This window comes from Micromonospora sp. BL4, from assembly GCF_003667505.1.
Classification (GTDB): Bacteria; Actinomycetota; Actinomycetes; order Mycobacteriales; family Micromonosporaceae; genus Micromonospora.
This window is the reverse complement of record NZ_RCVJ01000113.1, coordinates 1-16,337: the sequence shown is the minus strand read 5'-3', so window position 1 is coordinate 16,337 and position 16,337 is coordinate 1. Positions and strand designations below refer to the sequence as shown.

Below are 16,337 nucleotides of genomic sequence, written 5' to 3'. Positions count from 1 at the left end.
CTACACTCGTTTCACAAAGTTGTGAAGACTGTGAGATCCGGGGCACCATCGGGGGCCACACGAGCAGGCAGGGAGGGACCGCCATGGCAGCCACCGACGGCCACGACCCGGTGCACCTATTCGTCGAGCGGATGGCGCTGGCCTTCGCCGAGGTCGGTTTCCCGCGGATGGCCGCCCGGGTGCTGTTCACCGTGATGAGCGCGGACGACCCGTTGACCGCCGCCGAGATCGGCGAGCGGCTCGGAGTGAGCGCGGCGGCGGTCAGCGGCGCGGTCCGCTACCTCACCCAGTTCGGCATGCTGGTCCGCGAGCCGGTCCCCCGGTCCCGCCGGGATCGCTACCGGATGCCGGACAACCCCTGGTACGAGGCGACCGTCACCAAGACGGCGCTCTACAAGACATTCATTGACGCGGCCGACGCCGGAGTGGTCGCCCTCGACGGCCCCGCGACGCCGGCCGGCGAACGGGTGGCCGAGATGCGCGACTTCTTCATCTTCGTCCAGGAGGAGATCGACTCACTGGGTGAGCGCTGGCGGGCCCGACGGATTGCCACCGGCCACACCCGACCCGGCGAGGCCTGAGCGGCGTCTCCGAAGGCGACCGTGGCCTCGAACCAGCTGTAGCGCGGTCACGCCTCGGAGTCGCGGTCGCCGGCGGCCCCCCGTCCGACCGGCGAGGTGGGAATCTCCAGCGGCCGTCCCCGGCTCCGCCACGCGTCGAGTAGCGCAACCAGGGCCAGCACCCCGGACACCACGCTCAGCCCGACCATCGGCGCCCAGCGGGCCAACGCCGGCGTGAACAGCAGCAGGGCCACCAGGCCGATCGTCCGGGAACGGGAGATCCGGCCGAAGATCTCGTACTCCAGCCGCGTACGGGCGACGAGGAAGAGCACCGGACCGCCCACCACGAACAGGAGCCAACTGGGCCGAGGCGACCCGAACGGATCATCGATCACCAGCTCGTAGCCCACCGAGGTGACCAGCACGCTGAGCACGATCAGCAGATGCGTCCGTCCCGACGTCGCGCCCAGCCGGCCCGGCAAACCCGCCCGATCCAACGCCTCGGTCAGCAGCAGCCCGGCGCGGTGAAAGTAGATCCGCCAGAGCAGCGCGCTGGTGGCGAAGGCGACCGCGAAAGCGGCTGCCCGCTCCGCGGAGTAGTCCACGCCGCTGAAAACCACGCCGATGACCAGGATCGACTCACCGAGTGCAATGAGAAACATCTGCTGGTAACGGTCGGCAAGATGCATCCCGGCGATCCGCCAACGAGCCACCGCCGCAGCCCCGAGCCACGGCAGCGGCCAGCCCAGAGTCCAGGCGAGGTAGTCGACAGCGAGGGCGGCAGCCCACAGCGGCAGGCGAAGCTGATCCGGACCCAACGCGCCGGCCAGCCACAACGGCGCGCTCACCGAAGCCCACGCGGCGAGCCGGAACGGCACCAGCCGTCGCGGATGGCCACGCAGCGCGGCGGCGACCACCAGCGGCCGCACCACCATCACCATCAGGTACGCGGCCGTGAACGGTAGTGCTCGCTCCTCCATGGCCCGGGGCAGCGTCACCGCCATGACCAGGCCGGCGAACATGGTGCCGACCACGACGGCCTGGATGACCGGCTGCTCTGGTTCGTACCGACTGGTGATCCAGGCCGTGTGCGACCAGATCAGCCAGAGCGCCAGAAAGAGCAGCAGGGTACGACCGAAGCCGGTGACCAGCGCCCAGCCGGTGTCATCGGTCAGGCCGGCGAACCGTTGCGAGACCCGGGTGAGGGCCACGACGAAGGCCAGATCGAAGAAGAGCTCCAGGAACGTGGCACGGCCCGAACTCTCGGGAGGGCGCAGCAGTTCGGCGCCCCGCCGAGCCGCCATCGTCCGCCTCCGTCCGCCCCTTGTCGCCCCAACGAGTCGGCGGTCGGAGGAGTTGCGTCAGCGCGTCAGGCGGTGTTGCCCCAGCGGGCCTGTTCGAGAAGCCGCACCGCCCGGTCCCGGCCCTCCGGCTCGTCGGAGCGGAGCAGGGCGGTCGCCTCGTCGACCGCGTCGGTGAGGCGCCGCCACTGCGTGTCGCGGTCCCGCACCAGGTCCGACTGGGCGGCCAACTGCCGGGTCTTCACCCACAGCTCCACGAAGACCGACACCTTGGCCCGCAGCACCCACGGGTCGAACGGCTTGGTCAGGTAGTCCACCGCCCCCACCTGGTATCCGCGCAGGGCGAGCTGGGCGTCCCGGTCAGCAGCGGTGAGGAAGATGATCGGCACGTGCCGGGTCCGCTCCCGGCGCTTGATGTGGCTGGCCGTCTCGAAGCCGTCCATGTCCGGCATCTGCGCGTCCAGCAGGATCACCGCGAAGTCGTCCACCAGCAGCTGCTTGAGCGCCGCCTCGCCGCTCTCCACCGCCACCGACTGAACCGGCAGGCCCTGGAGGATCGCCTCCAGGGCCATCAGATTCTCCCGCCGGTCGTCCACGAGCAGCGCCTTGGCCATCTGGGTCACGAAGTCTCCTCGGTCCGGCTGCCGCTGATCCAGGACGACATCAGCTCGATCAGGTCGTCCAGGTCGACCGGCTTGGTGATGTAGTCGCTGCCCCCGGCCGCGAGCGCCGACTCGCGGTCGCCCGGCATCGCCTTCGCGGTCAGGAAGACGACCGGCAGGTCGGCGAACCGGTGGTTGCGTCGGATCTGGCGGGTGGTCTCGTACCCGTCCTGGTCCGGCATCATGGCGTCCATCAGCACGATGTCCACCTCCGGATGCTCGGCCAGCAGGCGGACGCCGTCCGCCCCGTTGTCCGAGTACAGCACGGTCATCCCGTGCAGCTCCAACGCACTGGTCAGGGCGAAGACGTTGCGCACGTCGTCGTCCACGATCAGCACGGTCGCGCCGTCCAGCTGGCGGGTGGCCGGCGCCTCCGGCCGCTGCGGCAGCAACTCCAGCGGCGGCATCAGCAGCGACGACGGCAGGCCGGCGCGCTGCGGGGACGGCGGCGCAGGCGCGACCACCGCGTCCGGGGCCAGCACGTGCGGCACGAACAGGGTGAAGGTCGACCCCTGCCCCGGCGCCGACGACACGGTGATCGTGCCGCCGATCAGCCGAGCCAGGTCACGGCTGATCGACAGGCCCAGGCCGGTGCCACCGTAACGGCGGCTGGTGGTGCCGTCCGCCTGCTGGAACGCCTCGAAGATGATCGACAACTTGTCGTCGGAGATACCGATTCCGGTGTCGATCACGGTGAACGCGATGACCTGCTGGGCGTTGGTCAACGCCGGCACGTCGAACACCGCGTTCTCCGCCGCCGGGGCGATCCGCAGCGTCACGGCGCCGTTGTCGGTGAACTTCACCGCGTTGGAGAGCAGGTTGCGCAGGATCTGCTGCAACCGCTGCGCGTCGGTGACCAGCGCCGGCGGCAGATCCTTGCTCACCCGCACCTGGAAGTCCAGGCCCTTCTCCTCGGCCTGCGGCGCGAACGCCTGCTCCACGTAGCCGCGGATCTCGGCGAACCGGATCTCGGTCGGCTCGACGTCCATCCGACCTGCCTCGATCTTGGACAGGTCCAGGATGTCGTCGATGAGCCTCAGCAGGTCCGAGCCGGCGCTGTGAATGGTCCGGGCGAACTCGATCTGCTTCGGGTTGAGGTTCTGCTCCGAGTTCTCCGCCAGCAGCCGGGCCAGCAGCAGCAACGAGTTCAGCGGCGTCCGCAGCTCGTGGCTCATGTTGGCCAGGAACTCCGACTTGTACGCCGAGGCCCGGGTGAGCTGCTGCGCCTTCTCCTCCAGGCCGAGCCGGGCCAGCTCGATCTCCCGGTTCTTCGTCTCGATGTTGCCCTTCTGCTCGGAGAGCAGGGTGGCCTTCTCCTCCAACTCGGCGTTGGTGCGCTGCAACTCCGCGGACTGCTCCTGGAGCTCGTGCGCCAGCCGCTGCGACTGGGCGAGCAGCTCCTCCGTACGCCGGTTGGCCTGGATGGTGTTGACCGCGATGCCGATGGTCAGCACCAGCCGCTCCAGGAACGCCAGGTGCAGCTCGGAGAAGGCAGCCACGCTGGCGAACTCGATCACCCCGAGCAGCTCCCCCTCGAACAGCACGGGGAGCACCACCAGGTCGGACGGGGGTGTCTCGGCCAGCCCGGAGCGCAGGGTGAGCCGGCTGTTCGGAGAGGCGCTGACCCGGATCGTCCGGCGGGAGAGGGCGGTCTGCCCGACCAGCCCCTCGCCCGGTCCGAAGGTGACGTCGTGCCCCCGCGCCACGTACCCGTAGGAGGACGTCAACCGCAGCCGCATGCTGCCGTCGGTGTCGTCGGCCAGGAAGAAGGCGCCGAGCTGGGCCTCGACCAGAGGGGTCACCTCGGTCATGATCATGCGGCAGACCTCGCCCAGGTCCCGCTGGCCCTGCAACAGGCCGCCGATCCGGGCCAGGTTCGAGTCCAGCCAGCCCTGTTCCGCGTTCTTCTTGGTCGTCTCCCGAAGGGTGACGATCATCTGGTTGATGTTGTCCTTCAGCTCGGCGACCTCGCCCTGCGCCTTGACCGCGATCCGCTGGGTCAGGTCGCCGCGGGTCACCGACGTGGACACCTGGGCGATGGCCCGCAGCTGAGTGGTCAACGTCGAGGCGAGCTGGTTGACGTTCTCGGTGAGGTCCCGCCAGGTGCCGGAAACGCCCTTCACCTGCGCCTGACCGCCGAGCTTGCCCTCGATGCCCACCTCACGCGCGACCCGGGTCACCTCGTCCGCGAACGACGACAGCTGGTCCACCATCGTGTTGACGGTGGACTTCAGCTCCAGGATCTCGCCCTGCGCGTCCACCGTGATCTTCTGGCTCAGATCGCCCTTCGCCACCGCAGTGGTGACCGAGGCGATGTTGCGGACCTGGCTGGTCAGGTTCGAGGCCATCGAGTTGACGTTGTCGGTCAGGTCCCGCCACGTGCCGGAGACGCCCTTCACCTGCGCCTGACCGCCGAGCTTGCCCTCGGTGCCCACCTCACGGGCCACCCGGGTCACCTCGTCCGCGAACGACGACAGCTGGTCCACCATCGTGTTCACCGTCGACTTCAGCTCCAGGATCTCGCCCCGGGCATCCACCGTGATCTTCTGCGACAGGTCACCCTTCGCCACCGCCGTGGAAACCTGGGCGATGTTACGCACCTGGGCCGTCAGGTTCGAGGCCATCGAGTTGACGTTGTCGGTCAGGTCGCGCCAGGTGCCGGAAACGCCCTTCACCTGCGCCTGACCGCCCAGGTTGCCCTCGGTGCCCACCTCGCGCGCGACCCGGGTCACCTCGTCCGCGAACGACGACAGCTGGTCCACCATCGTGTTGACGGTGTTCTTCAGCTCCAGGATCTCGCCCTGCGCGTCGACCGTGATCTTCTGCGACAGGTCACCCTTGGCGACCGCCGTGGAGACCTGGGAGATGTTGCGGACCTGGCTGGTCAGGTTGCCGGCCAGCTGGTTGACGTTCTCGGTGAGGTCCCGCCAGGTGCCGGAGACCCCGCGTACCTGGGCCTGACCGCCCAGCTTGCCCTCGATGCCGACCTCGCGGGCCACCCGGGTCACCTCGTCGGCGAACGACGACAGCTGGTCCACCATCGTGTTGACGGTGTCCTTCAGCTCCAGGATCTCGCCCTGCGCCGCCACCGTGATCTTCTGCGACAGGTCGCCCCGCGCGACGGCCGTGGACACCTGGGCGATGTTGCGGACCTGGGCGGTCAGGTTCGACGCCATCGAGTTGACGCTGTCGGTCAGGTCCTTCCAGGTGCCGGCGACGTTCGGCACCTCGGCCTGGCCGCCCAGCTTGCCCTCGGTGCCCACCTCGCGGGCCACCCGGGTGACCTGCTCGGCGAAGAGCCGCAGCGTGTCGGTGAGGTAGTTGATGGTGTGCGCCAGCTCGGCGACCTCACCCTTGGCCGACACGGTGATCTTCTGGGACAGGTCGCCCTTGGCCACCGCGGTGGACACCTGGGAGATCGACCGCACCTGGTAGGTGAGGTTCGACGCCATGGTGTTGACCGAGTCGGTGAGGTCCTTCCACGTGCCGGCGACGCCCCGAACGTCGGCCTGGCCGCCCAGCTTGCCCTCGGTGCCCACCTCACGGGCCACCCGGGTCACCTCGTTCGAGAACGACGAGAGCTGGTCGACCATCGTGTTCACGGTGCGCCCGATGCGCAGATACTCACCACGCAGCGGCCGGCCGTCGATCTCCAGCGCCATGTGCTGAGACAGATCGCCGTCCGCGACCGCGACGATGACCCGGGCGATCTCGGTGGTCGGCCGGCCCAGGTCGTCGATCAGCGAGTTGATCGCCCGCTGACCCTCCGCCCACGAGCCGTCCAGCCCCTCGTCGTCGAGCCGCTCGGTGAGCCGGCCGTCCCGACCGACGATCCGGCTGATCCGCCGCAGGTCCAGGTACTGCCGCTCCTGGAGCGAGACCACCTCGTTGAAGGCGTCCGCCACCTCGCCGCCCTTACCGGCGCGGCGGGGAAGCCGCACCTTCAGGTCGCCGCGACGGACCCGCCGCAACGCCTCGGTCAACTCACCGAGGAGCGCCTCGTGGTCGGACGCGGACGGATCCGCCACCGACTGCTTCGCCGTGGTCATCATTCCTCGCTCAACTCGGGGGCGCCGGCCCGTACGGACACGCCGGCATCCCATATTGTGCCCGCGCGCGCCGCAGTGCCAGGGTCCACGACCCGCCGATCGGGTCCGGCGGAACAGCAGATCCGCTCGATGCGGCCGATCCGGAACGGCCTGTCGGAGACCTCGCCCCGGTGCTGAACCACCACACCGACCCGATCGCGTCCCATTCGGAAAGGGCCTGCTTCCCCGAGGCCGGCGGCGCGGCCCGTGCGATGGTCGACCGGGTTGGCACCCGGCAGGGCGACGGTGGAGGATACGAGGGTGTCAGCCGAGGCGGGGCCCGCGACGGCCGGGGCCCGGAACGGGGCGGTCCGGCGTGTCCGCCTGCCCGCTGACCGGCGTACGCCGGCCGCCGCTCGCGCGGTGGTCCGCTCGGTGCTGGCCGAGGCGCACCTGGACGAGCTGGCCAACGAGGCGCTGCTGCTCACCACGGAGTTGACCACCAACGCCGTCGAGCACGCCCGCACCGAACTGGACATCGAGGTCGTCGCGGACGAGGTCGGGCTGTCCGTGACCGTCTCCGACTTCGCGCCCGGGTCGGGCGACGAGCTGACCGTCGGCACCCGCAACGACGCCACCGAGATCAACGAGGTCTCCGAGCGGGGCCGGGGGCTCCTGCTGGTCGACCACTTCGCCAGCCGCTGGGGCACCACGTACCTGCCCACCGGGAAGGGCGTCTGGTTCCGGCTGGACCGCCCCGGCGCAGACCCGCCGGCCGGGGCCACCGCCGGTGGCGAGTCGATGCCGACCAGCGCCGGCCCGGGGGCCCCCGCCGACAGCTCCGCGCCGAGCGCCAGCGCGATGAGCGAGCTCATGCAGACCGCCCCCGACGTGTACGCGGACGATCCGCTGCCCGACTTCGCCGCCAACCTGCTCAGCCGGGTGGCCGAGATGGTGGGCGCGGCCGGCGGCACGATCCGCCTGGACCGGGGCGACGGGCAGGGCCGCCAGGTGCTGGCCCGCTTCGGCCGGCAGCCCCGCCCCGACACGGAGCTGCTCCGGGTGCCGCTGTCGGTGCACCGCCCGTACGCGGGCGAGCTGGAGCTGGACGCCGCTCCGTCGGCGTATGCCCAGCCGCTGGCGGTGCTCACCGCGGAGCGGCTGTCGCTGCACCTGGAGAACGACCGGCTGCGCCGGGCCGACGTCCGCCGGCAGACGTGGCTGACGTTCCTGGCCGAGGCGAGCGAGTTGCTGGCCCAGTCGCTGGACGTCGAGCTGACCATGGCGCTGATTCCGCAGCTGGTGGTGCCGCGGCTCGGCCAGTGGTGTGCGGTGCACACCACCGACGAGTGGGGCCGGCTGCGACTGGCGGCGGCCAGCCACGCGGACGAGTCGGTGCTGCCGCAGCTGCACAAGGTGCTGGAGGAGACCGGCCCGGACTCGATCCAGGCCCGGCTGCGCGAGGCGTCGCGCAGCGCGGCGCAGATCCCGCTCGGCGGGCCGATGGAGGGTTTCGCGGTCCCGTTGATCGCACGTGGGCAGCGGCTCGGCACCCTGGCGGTGGGGCGGCACCAGCGGCACCGGCACGACCCGGACGAGGTGTCGGTGCTGGAGGACGTCGCCCGGCGCTCCGCTCTGGCCATCGAGAACGCGCGGATCCACGCCGAGCGCCGGCGGGTGGCGCAGACGCTCCAGCAGTCCCTGCTGCCGCCGGTGCTGCCCGTGGTGGACGGGATCGGCTTCGCCGCCGAGTACGTCCCGACCGGCTACGACGCCGAGGTGGGCGGTGACTTCTACGACGTGGTGCCGCTGCTCGACGGCCGCTGGCTGGTGGTGATCGGGGACGTCTCGGGCAAGGGCGTCCAGGCGGCCGCGGTCACCGGGCTGGTCCGGGATGTGATCCGGGTGCTGGTCGGCGACGGCAAACCGTTGCCGGAGGCGCTGGCCCGGCTCAACGAGACGCTCGTCGAGCGGGGCGGCGGCCGGTACTGCACGTTGGCCCTGGCGGCGGTCGGACCCGGTGTCGGCGATCGGCTGGACGTCTCGCTGCACCTCGCCGGGCACGACCGGCCGGTGCTGCTGGCCGCCGGTGGGGGCGCCGAATTCGTGGGCGCCGGAGGCACGGCGCTGGGCCTGCTCGACACGATCACCTCGCCGACGGCGGAGATCTCGCTCGCGCTGGGCGACTCCCTGATCTTCTACACCGACGGGGTTACCGAGCGGCGGCGCGGCCGGGAGCTGTTCGGCGCCGACCGGCTGCGCGACGCGGCCGCGCCACTGGCCGGCTACTCGGCGGACGTGGTGGCCGCCCGGCTGCGCGCCGCCGCCATCAACTTCTCGGTCGAGCCGCCCCGGGACGACATCGCGATCCTGGTGCTCCGCAACGACGCGGTCTGACCGCCCGCCACCGGCCCACCCGGCGGTGGCGCACTGAATAAATTGACGGCCATGTCGAGTGTCGCGCAGGTCGCCCCGTACTCCCGGCCCGCGGTCCGGACGCTGATCGTCGGGCTGTTGGCGACCGTCGGCGCGTTCCTCGCCGTGCTGCTGCTGTATCTGGGCCGGATGGCGGGCGCGGGCGTCGGCCCGGCCGAGATGCTGACCGGCGCGTACGACCCCAAGGATCTGATTCCGTTCGGGATGCACGGGGCGAACCGCTCTACTGGCTCTACGCCGTGGTGTCGGTGCTCTATCTGGTGGGCGCGTTCCTCGGGCCACCGCTCGCGCTCGTCGCGGTGGCGCTGGTCGCCCGGGAGCGGGGGGCGCTGCCCCGGACGACGCGGACGCTCCTGCTGGTGGGCGCGGTGGGCACGGCGCTGGTGCTGGTGGCCCGCTTCACCCCGCCGCTGCTCGACATGCACCGGTGGTGGCTGGACTGACGACCGGCGACAGCGGGCTCGCCGAGGTCACAGACCGCCGGGAAGGCGGCCGGGTGCGAGCCGGTGCTGCGGGTCGAGATGCTCCTTGGCGGCCCGCAGCCGGGCCAGGCCGGCCAGCTCGCCCCAGAGGTCGACGGCCTGCCGCACCGGCGCGGGGGCGGACACCACCACGCAGCGACCCTGCCGGGCCAGCAGCACCCCCCGGACGGCGGCCAGGATGGACGCCACCCGATCGGGGGCCAGCGCGCCGGGCAGCGCCGCGTGCACCACGCCCAGCCCGGCGGAGCCTCGCACCGGCACCGGCGCGCCGGCCGCGTCGCGCAGCGCGTAGACCGCGGCGTGCAGGTCGCTGATCGGCACCTCCAGGCGCAGCGCGGTGTCGCCCGGTGCGAACGGGTAGCGGCGCCACCAGGGCGGCGCGGAGTGCGCGACGGTCGCCTCCCCGTGCAGCAGACCGACCAGGCGCTCGGCGCGCTCCGTGACATCGGCCCGGCCGCCCTCGAGCAGCACCACCAGGCTGCCCGCCCGGGACGGGGCGCCGGACCGGCCGGACATCGACGGGTGGCGTTCCCGGGCGGTGGCGGCCGGGTGGCCGGGTGGGTACGGCGTGCGGGGCCGGGGCGCCCCGGCCGGCAGGTCCAGCTCGATGGCCGCCGGCTCCAGCCGGGCGGCGAGGATCGTCCGAACCAGGTCGTGCACCTCCAGCGGCGTCCACACGGGCCGGGACACCCAGAGCCGGCTGGCCGGCACCGGCTGCACCCGCAGGCTCGCCGAGACCAGCACGCCGAGCGCGCCCTGCGAGCCGCAGAGCAGCCGGGCCAGGTCGAGCCCGGGCGCGCCGCCGCCGGCGCTGACCAGCTCACCGTCGGCACCCAGATAGCGGACGCCGAGGAGTTGGTCGCACGGGCTGCCGTGGCGGTGCCGCAGTGGGCCGGCCTCGCCGGCGGCGAGCACCCCGCCGAGCGTCGCCCCGGGCGACGGGGCGTCCATCGCCAACCGCTGCCCCGTGCGCTCCAGAGTGGCCTGCACCGCCCGCAACGGGGTGCCGGCGCCGACCTCGGCGACCGGCGCGCCGACCGGCTCGTGACCGATGCCGGCCAGCCGACCGGTGTCGAGCAGGATGTCGACCTGCACCGGCGTGGCACCCCAGTCGATCTTCGTGCCGGCGCCCCGAGGCACCACCGCCAGGTCGTGCGTGGCAGCCAGCCGCAGAATTTCGGCTGCGGCGTGCGGGCCGCCGGGCACCGCCACCCAACGCGCCGGCCGCCCCGCCACCTCGTCGGCCGGACCGGCGAGCCGGGCGAACGGCGGACCGCAGATCGCCGTCAACCGTCGGGTGATCTCAAGGGCTCCGGACCGGCCGAGGGAACTCGCTGCTGCAGCCATGTCGGCTATCGTACATGTGTTCGAATGGCGTGGTGGCGACTATCGGGATGCCGCTGGTCCGGCGCGTGGAGGGGGCCGGCCGGTAACGTGGCGCCGTGACCACCGAGACTGCCCCGCCCACGGCGAAGCGGGTGCCCGCCGAGCGCACCCACCACGGCGACACCGTCGTCGACGAGTACGCCTGGCTCGCCGCCAAGGACGACCCGGAGACGATCGCCTACCTGACCGCCGAGAACGCGTACACCGAGGAGCGCACGGCGCACCTGGCGGCGCTGCGCGCGGACCTGTTCGAGGAGATCCGCCAGCGCACCCGGGAGACCGACCTGACCGTGCCGACCCGCAAGGGTGGGCACTGGTACTACACCCGGACGGTCGAGGGGCAGCAGTACGGGGTGCACTGCCGGCGCGCGGTCCGCGACTCCGAGACCGACCCACCGGTCAGTGCGGACGGTGCTCCGCTGGACGGCGAGGAGGTGCTGCTCGACGGCAACCTGCTGGCCGACGGGCACGACTTCTTCTCGCTGGGCGCCTTCGACGTCAGTCCGGACGGACGCTGGCTCGCCTACTCCACCGACTTCTCCGGTGACGAGCGGTTCACCCTGCGGGTGAAGGACCTGACCACCGGCGAGCTGCTCCCGGACGAGATCCCCGGCACCTTCTACGGCACGGCCTGGTCGGCCGACGCGTCGGTGCTGTTCTACGTGACGGTGGACGAGGCGTGGCGACCGAACCGGGTCTGGCGGCACACCCTCGGCTCGGCCGCCGCCGACGACGTGGTGGTCCACCAGGAGGACGACGAACGATTCTGGGTGGGCGTGGAGCTGACCCGGTCGGAGAAGTTCATCCTGATCGACATCCACAGCAAGGTCACCAGTGAGGTGCTGGTGATCCCGGCCGCCAACCCGACCGGCGCGCCGGCCGTGATCGCGGCACGGCGGCAGGGCATCGAGTACACGGTGGAGCACCACGGCCACCGCTTCCTGATCCTGCACAACGACGGCGCCGAGGACTTCGCGTTGGCGTTCACCTCGGCGGACGTGCCGGGCGACTGGGTGCCGCTGATCGAGCACACCCCGGGCACCCGGCTGGAGGCGGTCGACGCCTTCGCGAACCACCTGGTGGTGTCACTGCGCACCGACGGGCTCACCGGGCTGCGGGTGTTGCCGGTCGGCAGTGGCGACGAGTACGACATCGACTTCCCCGAGCCGCTGTACAGCGTCGGGCTGGACGCCAACCCGGAGTACCGCACCGGGCAGGTTCGTCTGCGCTACTCCTCGCTGGTCACCCCGGACTCCGTGTACGACTACGACCTGGTCACCCGCCAGATGGTGCTGCGCAGGCAGAAGCCGGTGCTGCCCGGGCCGGACGGGCGACCGTACGACCCGGCCGAGTACGAGCAGCACCGCGACTGGGCGCTGGCCGACGACGGCACCCGGGTGCCGATCTCGCTGGTCTGCCGCGTCGGCACGCCCCGGGACGGCTCGGCACCCTGTGAGCTGTACGGCTACGGCTCGTACGAGGCGAGCATGGACCCGTGGTTCTCGGTGGCCCGACTGTCCCTGCTGGACCGGGGCGTGGTCTTCGCGGTGGCGCACACCCGGGGTGGTGGCGAGCTGGGCCGCCGCTGGTACGACCAGGGCAAGCTGCTGGCCAAGAAGAACACCTTCACCGACTTCGTCGCCTGCGCCCGCCACCTGGTCAAGGCGGGCTGGACGGCCAGCGACCGGCTGGTTGCCCGGGGCGCCTCGGCCGGGGGTCTGCTGATGGGCGCGGTGGCCAACCTCGCCCCGGACGCGTTCAGCGGGATCGTCGCGCAGGTGCCGTTCGTGGACGCCCTCACCTCGATCCTCGACCCGTCGCTGCCGCTGACCGTCACCGAGTGGGAGGAGTGGGGCAACCCCCTCGACGACCCCGAGGTGTACGCGTACATGAAGTCCTACACGCCGTACGAGAACGTGGCGCCGGTGGACTACCCGGCGATCCTCGCCGTGACCAGTCTCAACGACACCAGGGTGCTCTACTCCGAGCCGGCGAAGTGGATCGCCCGGTTGCGGGCCGTCGCCCCGGGCGGCGACTACCTGCTCAAAACCGAGATGGGGGCGGGGCACGGTGGCCCGAGCGGCCGCTACGACGCCTGGCGCGAGGAGGCGTTCATCAACGCGTGGATCCTCGACCGCCTCGGCCGCGCCTGAAGGTCGGGCCACAGCCGAGCGGCCATGATCGGGCTGCAACCAGGAAGGAGTGGTCTCGGCCACCCGTCGAGGCCACTACTTCCCGGTTCCTGCCCGGCTCACACGGCCGCTCGCCGGCTGCGCGCCTAGGATTTCGGCGTGAGCGACGAGGCCGAGGAGCGGGACGCGTCGGAAACCGGCACGCCGTCGGGGGCTGCCCGGCGGCCGTCCGCGTGGATGATTCTCGCGGTCGTGGCCGCCGCTCTGCTCGTCTGCTGCTGCTCCGCCGCCGTCGGCCTGCTGATCTCCTGGGCCGCCGGCCTCTTCCACGCCCCGACCTGAGCGGTTGCGGCTGACGCCGGCCATGCCCGCGGCTCAGGCGGTGCGCAACTCCTCCACCGCCGTGCTGACCCGCAGGAAGAGCAGACCGACGCCGACCGTCACCAGCACCGCCGCCAACGCGCCGGCACCGAGCCACGCCAGCTGCTCCAGCGGTACGTCCGGCACCCGCTCGGCCCCGGCGGTCTCCACGATCCGGACGTACTGCTGCCGGGTCGCCGGATCGTCGCAGAGTGCCGCCGTGGCGTCGCAGACCTCGGACGACGACGCGCCCGTTGTCGCCTTCGGGAAGAGCCCGCGACCGAGGAGCGTGCCGACGCCCAGGGCGAGCAGGATCGCCGGCACCGCCGGGGCCAGCGCCTGCCAGGCGATGGACCGGCTCAGGGCGCTGCGCGGCACGCCGGTGGCGACCAGGGCCGAGTACGCCCGACGGCGGGACACGATCCCCTCCACCAGCGCGACGATCAAGCCCCCGGCGGCGATGAGCACGGCCACCCCCACCGCGGCGTCGACCAGGTCCATGGTGGACAGGTAGAACGGGTCCGCGCCCGCGTCGACGCCGTCGAGCCGGGACTGCTGCCGCTCGAGTGCGTCCTGTGCCACGAAGTAGGCGCGCAGGGCTGCCGCGCCACCACCGAAGATCAGGGCGGCCAGCAGCGCGGCGAACGTACGGCTGCCCGCCCACGGGTCGGACATCAGCCGGCCCGCGGCGAGCAGGGCCGGCGGGCGCCGGGCGTACCGGCGCAGCAGCCGCCCGCAGGTGTACGAGATCCAGCCGGTGCCGATCACCACGCCGATCATCGCCAGGAGGCCGCCCACCGCGAACAGCAGCGGCACCAGCCGGCTCACCAGGTGCTGGTCGTCGAGGCGGTACATCATCGGCTGGACCGCCGCGAAGCAGACCACGCCCAGCGCGATCAACACTCCGGCCCACGGGCGCGGACCACGCTCCCGCGCAGCCTGGCGGGTCACCCCGAGCGGGCTGGCGGTGACCCTGCGCAGCATCAACGTGGTGGCCAGCGCCGCGATCACCGGCAGACCGAGCACCAGCGCCGCCATCGCGCCGACCGACGGCAGCACGTCGGTGGGCAGGGCCAGTTGACCCTGCCCGTCCGGCCGGTGCAGCAGCTTGCGACCGACCAGATAGGCACCCAGCCCGACGAGCGTGCCGAGCAGGCTGGCCAGGCCCGTCTCCAGCACGGCCAACCGGGTGACCTGGCCGGGGGTGGCGCCGGCCAGCCGGAGCGCGGCCAGCCGGCGGTCCCGGGTCGGTGCGCCGAGCCGGGCGCACTGGCCGGCCAGCGCCAGCACCGGAATGGCGAGCAGCAGCAGCGCGAACGCGGTGCCGCCGCGCAGCCCGGGTTCCCGCAGCAGCTCGTTGCGGTACTGCTCGGACTCCGCCCAGGCGTCGCCGACCGGCTTCGGGATGGCTAGCACGGTGAGCGCCGCCAACCCGGCCAGGGCCGCCAGCAGGGCGCTGAGGGCCGTGAGCACCACCCGGGCGGTGTCGGTGCGGGTGCCGGCCAGCGCGAGCCGGACCAGCGTCGCCGGCCTCACCGGGAGCCGCCGGCCAGCGGCGCGTCGAGCCCCAGGCCGGTGTGGTCCACCAGGCCGTCGCGCAACACGATCTCCCGATCGGCGTACGCGGCGATCCGCGGCTCGTGGGTCACCAGCACGACGGCGGTGCGCTGCTCGCGGGCGAGCCGGACCAACTGGGTGAGCACCTGCTCGCCGGTGAGCGTGTCCAGCGAGCCGGTCGGCTCGTCGGCGAAGAGCACCCGGGGCTCGGTCACCAACGCCCGCGCAGTGGCGCAGCGCTGCTGCTGACCGCCGGACATCTCGCCGGGTCGAAGGTCGGCCAGCTCGGCCACCCCGAACCGCTCCAGCCAGGTCAGCGCCGCCGTCCGTGCCTCTCGCCGCCCCGTGCCGGCGAGGAGCAGGGGCAGGGCGACGTTCTCCGCCGCGGTCAGTTCCGCCACCAGCTGGCCGAACTGGAACAGCACACCGAACTCGGTGCGCCGCAGCCGGGACCGGGCGGCCTCCGACCACGTGTCGATCCGGTGGCCGCGCCAGGTGACCTCACCGGCGTCCGGGCGGAGGATCCCGGCCAGACAGTGCAGCAGGGTCGACTTGCCGCAGCCGCTCGGGCCGGTGACGGCGACGATCTCGCCCTCGGTCACGTCGAGCGTCACGCCGCGCAGTGCGGGTGTCGGGCCGTACGCCCGAACCACGCCGCGAGCCTGGAGTTGCGTCACGGGTGCACCTCCCGGTGCCAGTCGGCGACCCGATCCAGCGTGGTGTGCAGCCACCGCAGGTCCGCGTCGAGGTGGGCGATCGCGAAGTCGGCCGCCACCACGTCGCTGAGGGTGGCGGCCGGGTCGGCCTTGGCCGCGGTCAGCTCACGCAGTCGCGCGGTGTGCGCGCCGCGCTGGGCGATCAGGTAGGACCGAGCCCGGTCGACGTCAGCTACCAGCAGCGCCACCACGACCTTGGCAAAGAGCGTGCTGGCCACGTACGGCATCGGCGGCTCCACCGTGGACAGCCACCGGTCCAGCGCGGCCCGGCCCTCGCCGGTCAGCGCGTACGCCGTGCGGTCGGGGCCGGCCGCTCGATCCTGGCCGGCGGCGGCCACCAGGCCGTCGCGTTGCAGTCGGCCGAGGGTGGCGTAGACCTGCCCGAAAGCCAGCGGCCGAGCCCGGGGCAGCCGCTCATCGTGCGCACGCTTGAGCTCGTAGCCGTGCCGGCTGCCACCGGCGAGCAACCCGAGCAGGACATGCGGCGTGGACACGCCTCAACTATTCACTCAGCGAATACCACTGTCAACACCCCCGCCCGGCCGCCGGTCCGGGCGCCCAGCCCCGTTGGTCATGAAGTCGTTGCCACGACACGCGCGCGGACCAGCAACGACTTCATGATCAACGGGGGATTACGAGGGCAGGGGGGTCAGGGCCAGGTGGGATTGCGGCCGGTGTGAGCCAGCAGGTGGTGCAGGTCCCCGGGGTCCGGGGAGG

Annotated in this window: 12 protein-coding genes; 5 read left to right on the top strand and 7 right to left on the bottom strand. The window is 72.2% G+C overall.

What is annotated here, in order from left to right:
* Positions 1–83 precede the first annotated feature (83 nt).
* Positions 84–581 carry a GbsR/MarR family transcriptional regulator gene (locus tag EAD89_RS11535; RefSeq protein WP_121653882.1) on the top strand — a complete coding sequence of 166 codons (498 nt, stop codon included), beginning with the start codon at positions 84–86 and terminating at the stop codon, positions 579–581.
* A gap of 47 nt (positions 582–628) precedes the next feature.
* Here EAD89_RS11535 and EAD89_RS11530 read toward each other — a convergent pair whose 3' ends face one another.
* From EAD89_RS11530 to EAD89_RS11520, 3 genes are all read right to left on the bottom strand, one after another.
* Entirely contained in the window at positions 629–1,864 is a 1,236-nt protein-coding gene (locus EAD89_RS11530) for a low temperature requirement protein A (RefSeq protein ID WP_121675684.1), read from the bottom strand.
* Between the two features lie 65 nt (positions 1,865–1,929).
* Positions 1,930–2,484 (bottom strand): two-component system response regulator, encoded by a 555-nt coding sequence (locus EAD89_RS11525; protein WP_121653884.1) that lies wholly within the window; start codon positions 2,482–2,484, stop codon positions 1,930–1,932.
* Positions 2,481–6,572 carry a HAMP domain-containing protein gene (locus tag EAD89_RS11520; RefSeq protein WP_121675683.1) on the bottom strand — a complete coding sequence of 1,364 codons (4,092 nt, stop codon included), beginning with the start codon at positions 6,570–6,572 and terminating at the stop codon, positions 2,481–2,483. Before EAD89_RS11520 ends, EAD89_RS11525 begins: the two co-directional genes overlap by 4 nt.
* 300 nt (positions 6,573–6,872) lie before the next feature.
* On the opposite strand from EAD89_RS11520, the gene EAD89_RS11510 reads away from it, so the two are divergent.
* Both EAD89_RS11510 and EAD89_RS11505 read left to right on the top strand, forming a co-directional pair.
* Positions 6,873–8,948 carry a SpoIIE family protein phosphatase gene (locus tag EAD89_RS11510; protein ID WP_121675681.1) on the top strand — a complete coding sequence of 692 codons (2,076 nt, stop codon included), beginning with the start codon at positions 6,873–6,875 and terminating at the stop codon, positions 8,946–8,948.
* A 278-nt stretch (positions 8,949–9,226) separates the two neighbouring features.
* A complete protein-coding gene (locus tag EAD89_RS11505) occupies positions 9,227–9,430 on the top strand; it encodes a hypothetical protein (protein ID WP_147458792.1) in 204 nt (67 codons plus the stop codon).
* 27 nt (positions 9,431–9,457) lie between these two features.
* Here the strand turns inward: EAD89_RS11505 and EAD89_RS11500 are convergent, their stop codons facing one another.
* On the bottom strand, positions 9,458–10,816 hold the full coding sequence (locus EAD89_RS11500) for an FAD-binding oxidoreductase (RefSeq protein WP_121675679.1): 1,359 nt from the start codon (positions 10,814–10,816) through the stop codon (positions 9,458–9,460).
* A gap of 95 nt (positions 10,817–10,911) precedes the next feature.
* Here EAD89_RS11500 and EAD89_RS11495 point away from each other — a divergent pair, with 95 nt between their 5' ends.
* Together EAD89_RS11495 and EAD89_RS11490 are read left to right on the top strand one after the other, a co-directional pair.
* Positions 10,912–13,008: a S9 family peptidase gene (locus EAD89_RS11495; RefSeq protein WP_121675678.1), complete on the top strand. Its 2,097-nt coding sequence runs from the start codon at positions 10,912–10,914 to the stop codon at positions 13,006–13,008.
* Positions 13,009–13,146: 138 nt separating this feature from the next.
* Positions 13,147–13,329 carry a hypothetical protein gene (locus tag EAD89_RS11490; RefSeq protein WP_121654306.1) on the top strand — a complete coding sequence of 61 codons (183 nt, stop codon included), beginning with the start codon at positions 13,147–13,149 and terminating at the stop codon, positions 13,327–13,329.
* 33 nt (positions 13,330–13,362) lie between these two features.
* Here EAD89_RS11490 and EAD89_RS11485 read toward each other — a convergent pair whose 3' ends face one another.
* Genes EAD89_RS11485 through EAD89_RS11475 form a run of 3 tightly spaced genes read right to left on the bottom strand, consistent with a single transcriptional unit; the run spans position 13,363 to position 16,114 of the window.
* The gene (locus EAD89_RS11485; RefSeq protein ID WP_121675677.1) at positions 13,363–14,883 is read right to left on the bottom strand and encodes an FtsX-like permease family protein; all 1,521 of its coding nucleotides are present in this window, start codon (positions 14,881–14,883) and stop codon (positions 13,363–13,365) included.
* Positions 14,880–15,581 carry an ABC transporter ATP-binding protein gene (locus EAD89_RS11480; protein WP_121654308.1) on the bottom strand — a complete coding sequence of 234 codons (702 nt, stop codon included), beginning with the start codon at positions 15,579–15,581 and terminating at the stop codon, positions 14,880–14,882. The genes EAD89_RS11485 and EAD89_RS11480 overlap by 4 nt, the downstream gene beginning before the upstream one ends.
* Positions 15,578–16,114, bottom strand: a complete 537-nt coding sequence (locus EAD89_RS11475; RefSeq protein WP_121654309.1) for a PadR family transcriptional regulator — start codon at positions 16,112–16,114, stop codon at positions 15,578–15,580. The genes EAD89_RS11480 and EAD89_RS11475 overlap by 4 nt, the downstream gene beginning before the upstream one ends.
* Positions 16,115–16,337 lie beyond the last annotated feature (223 nt).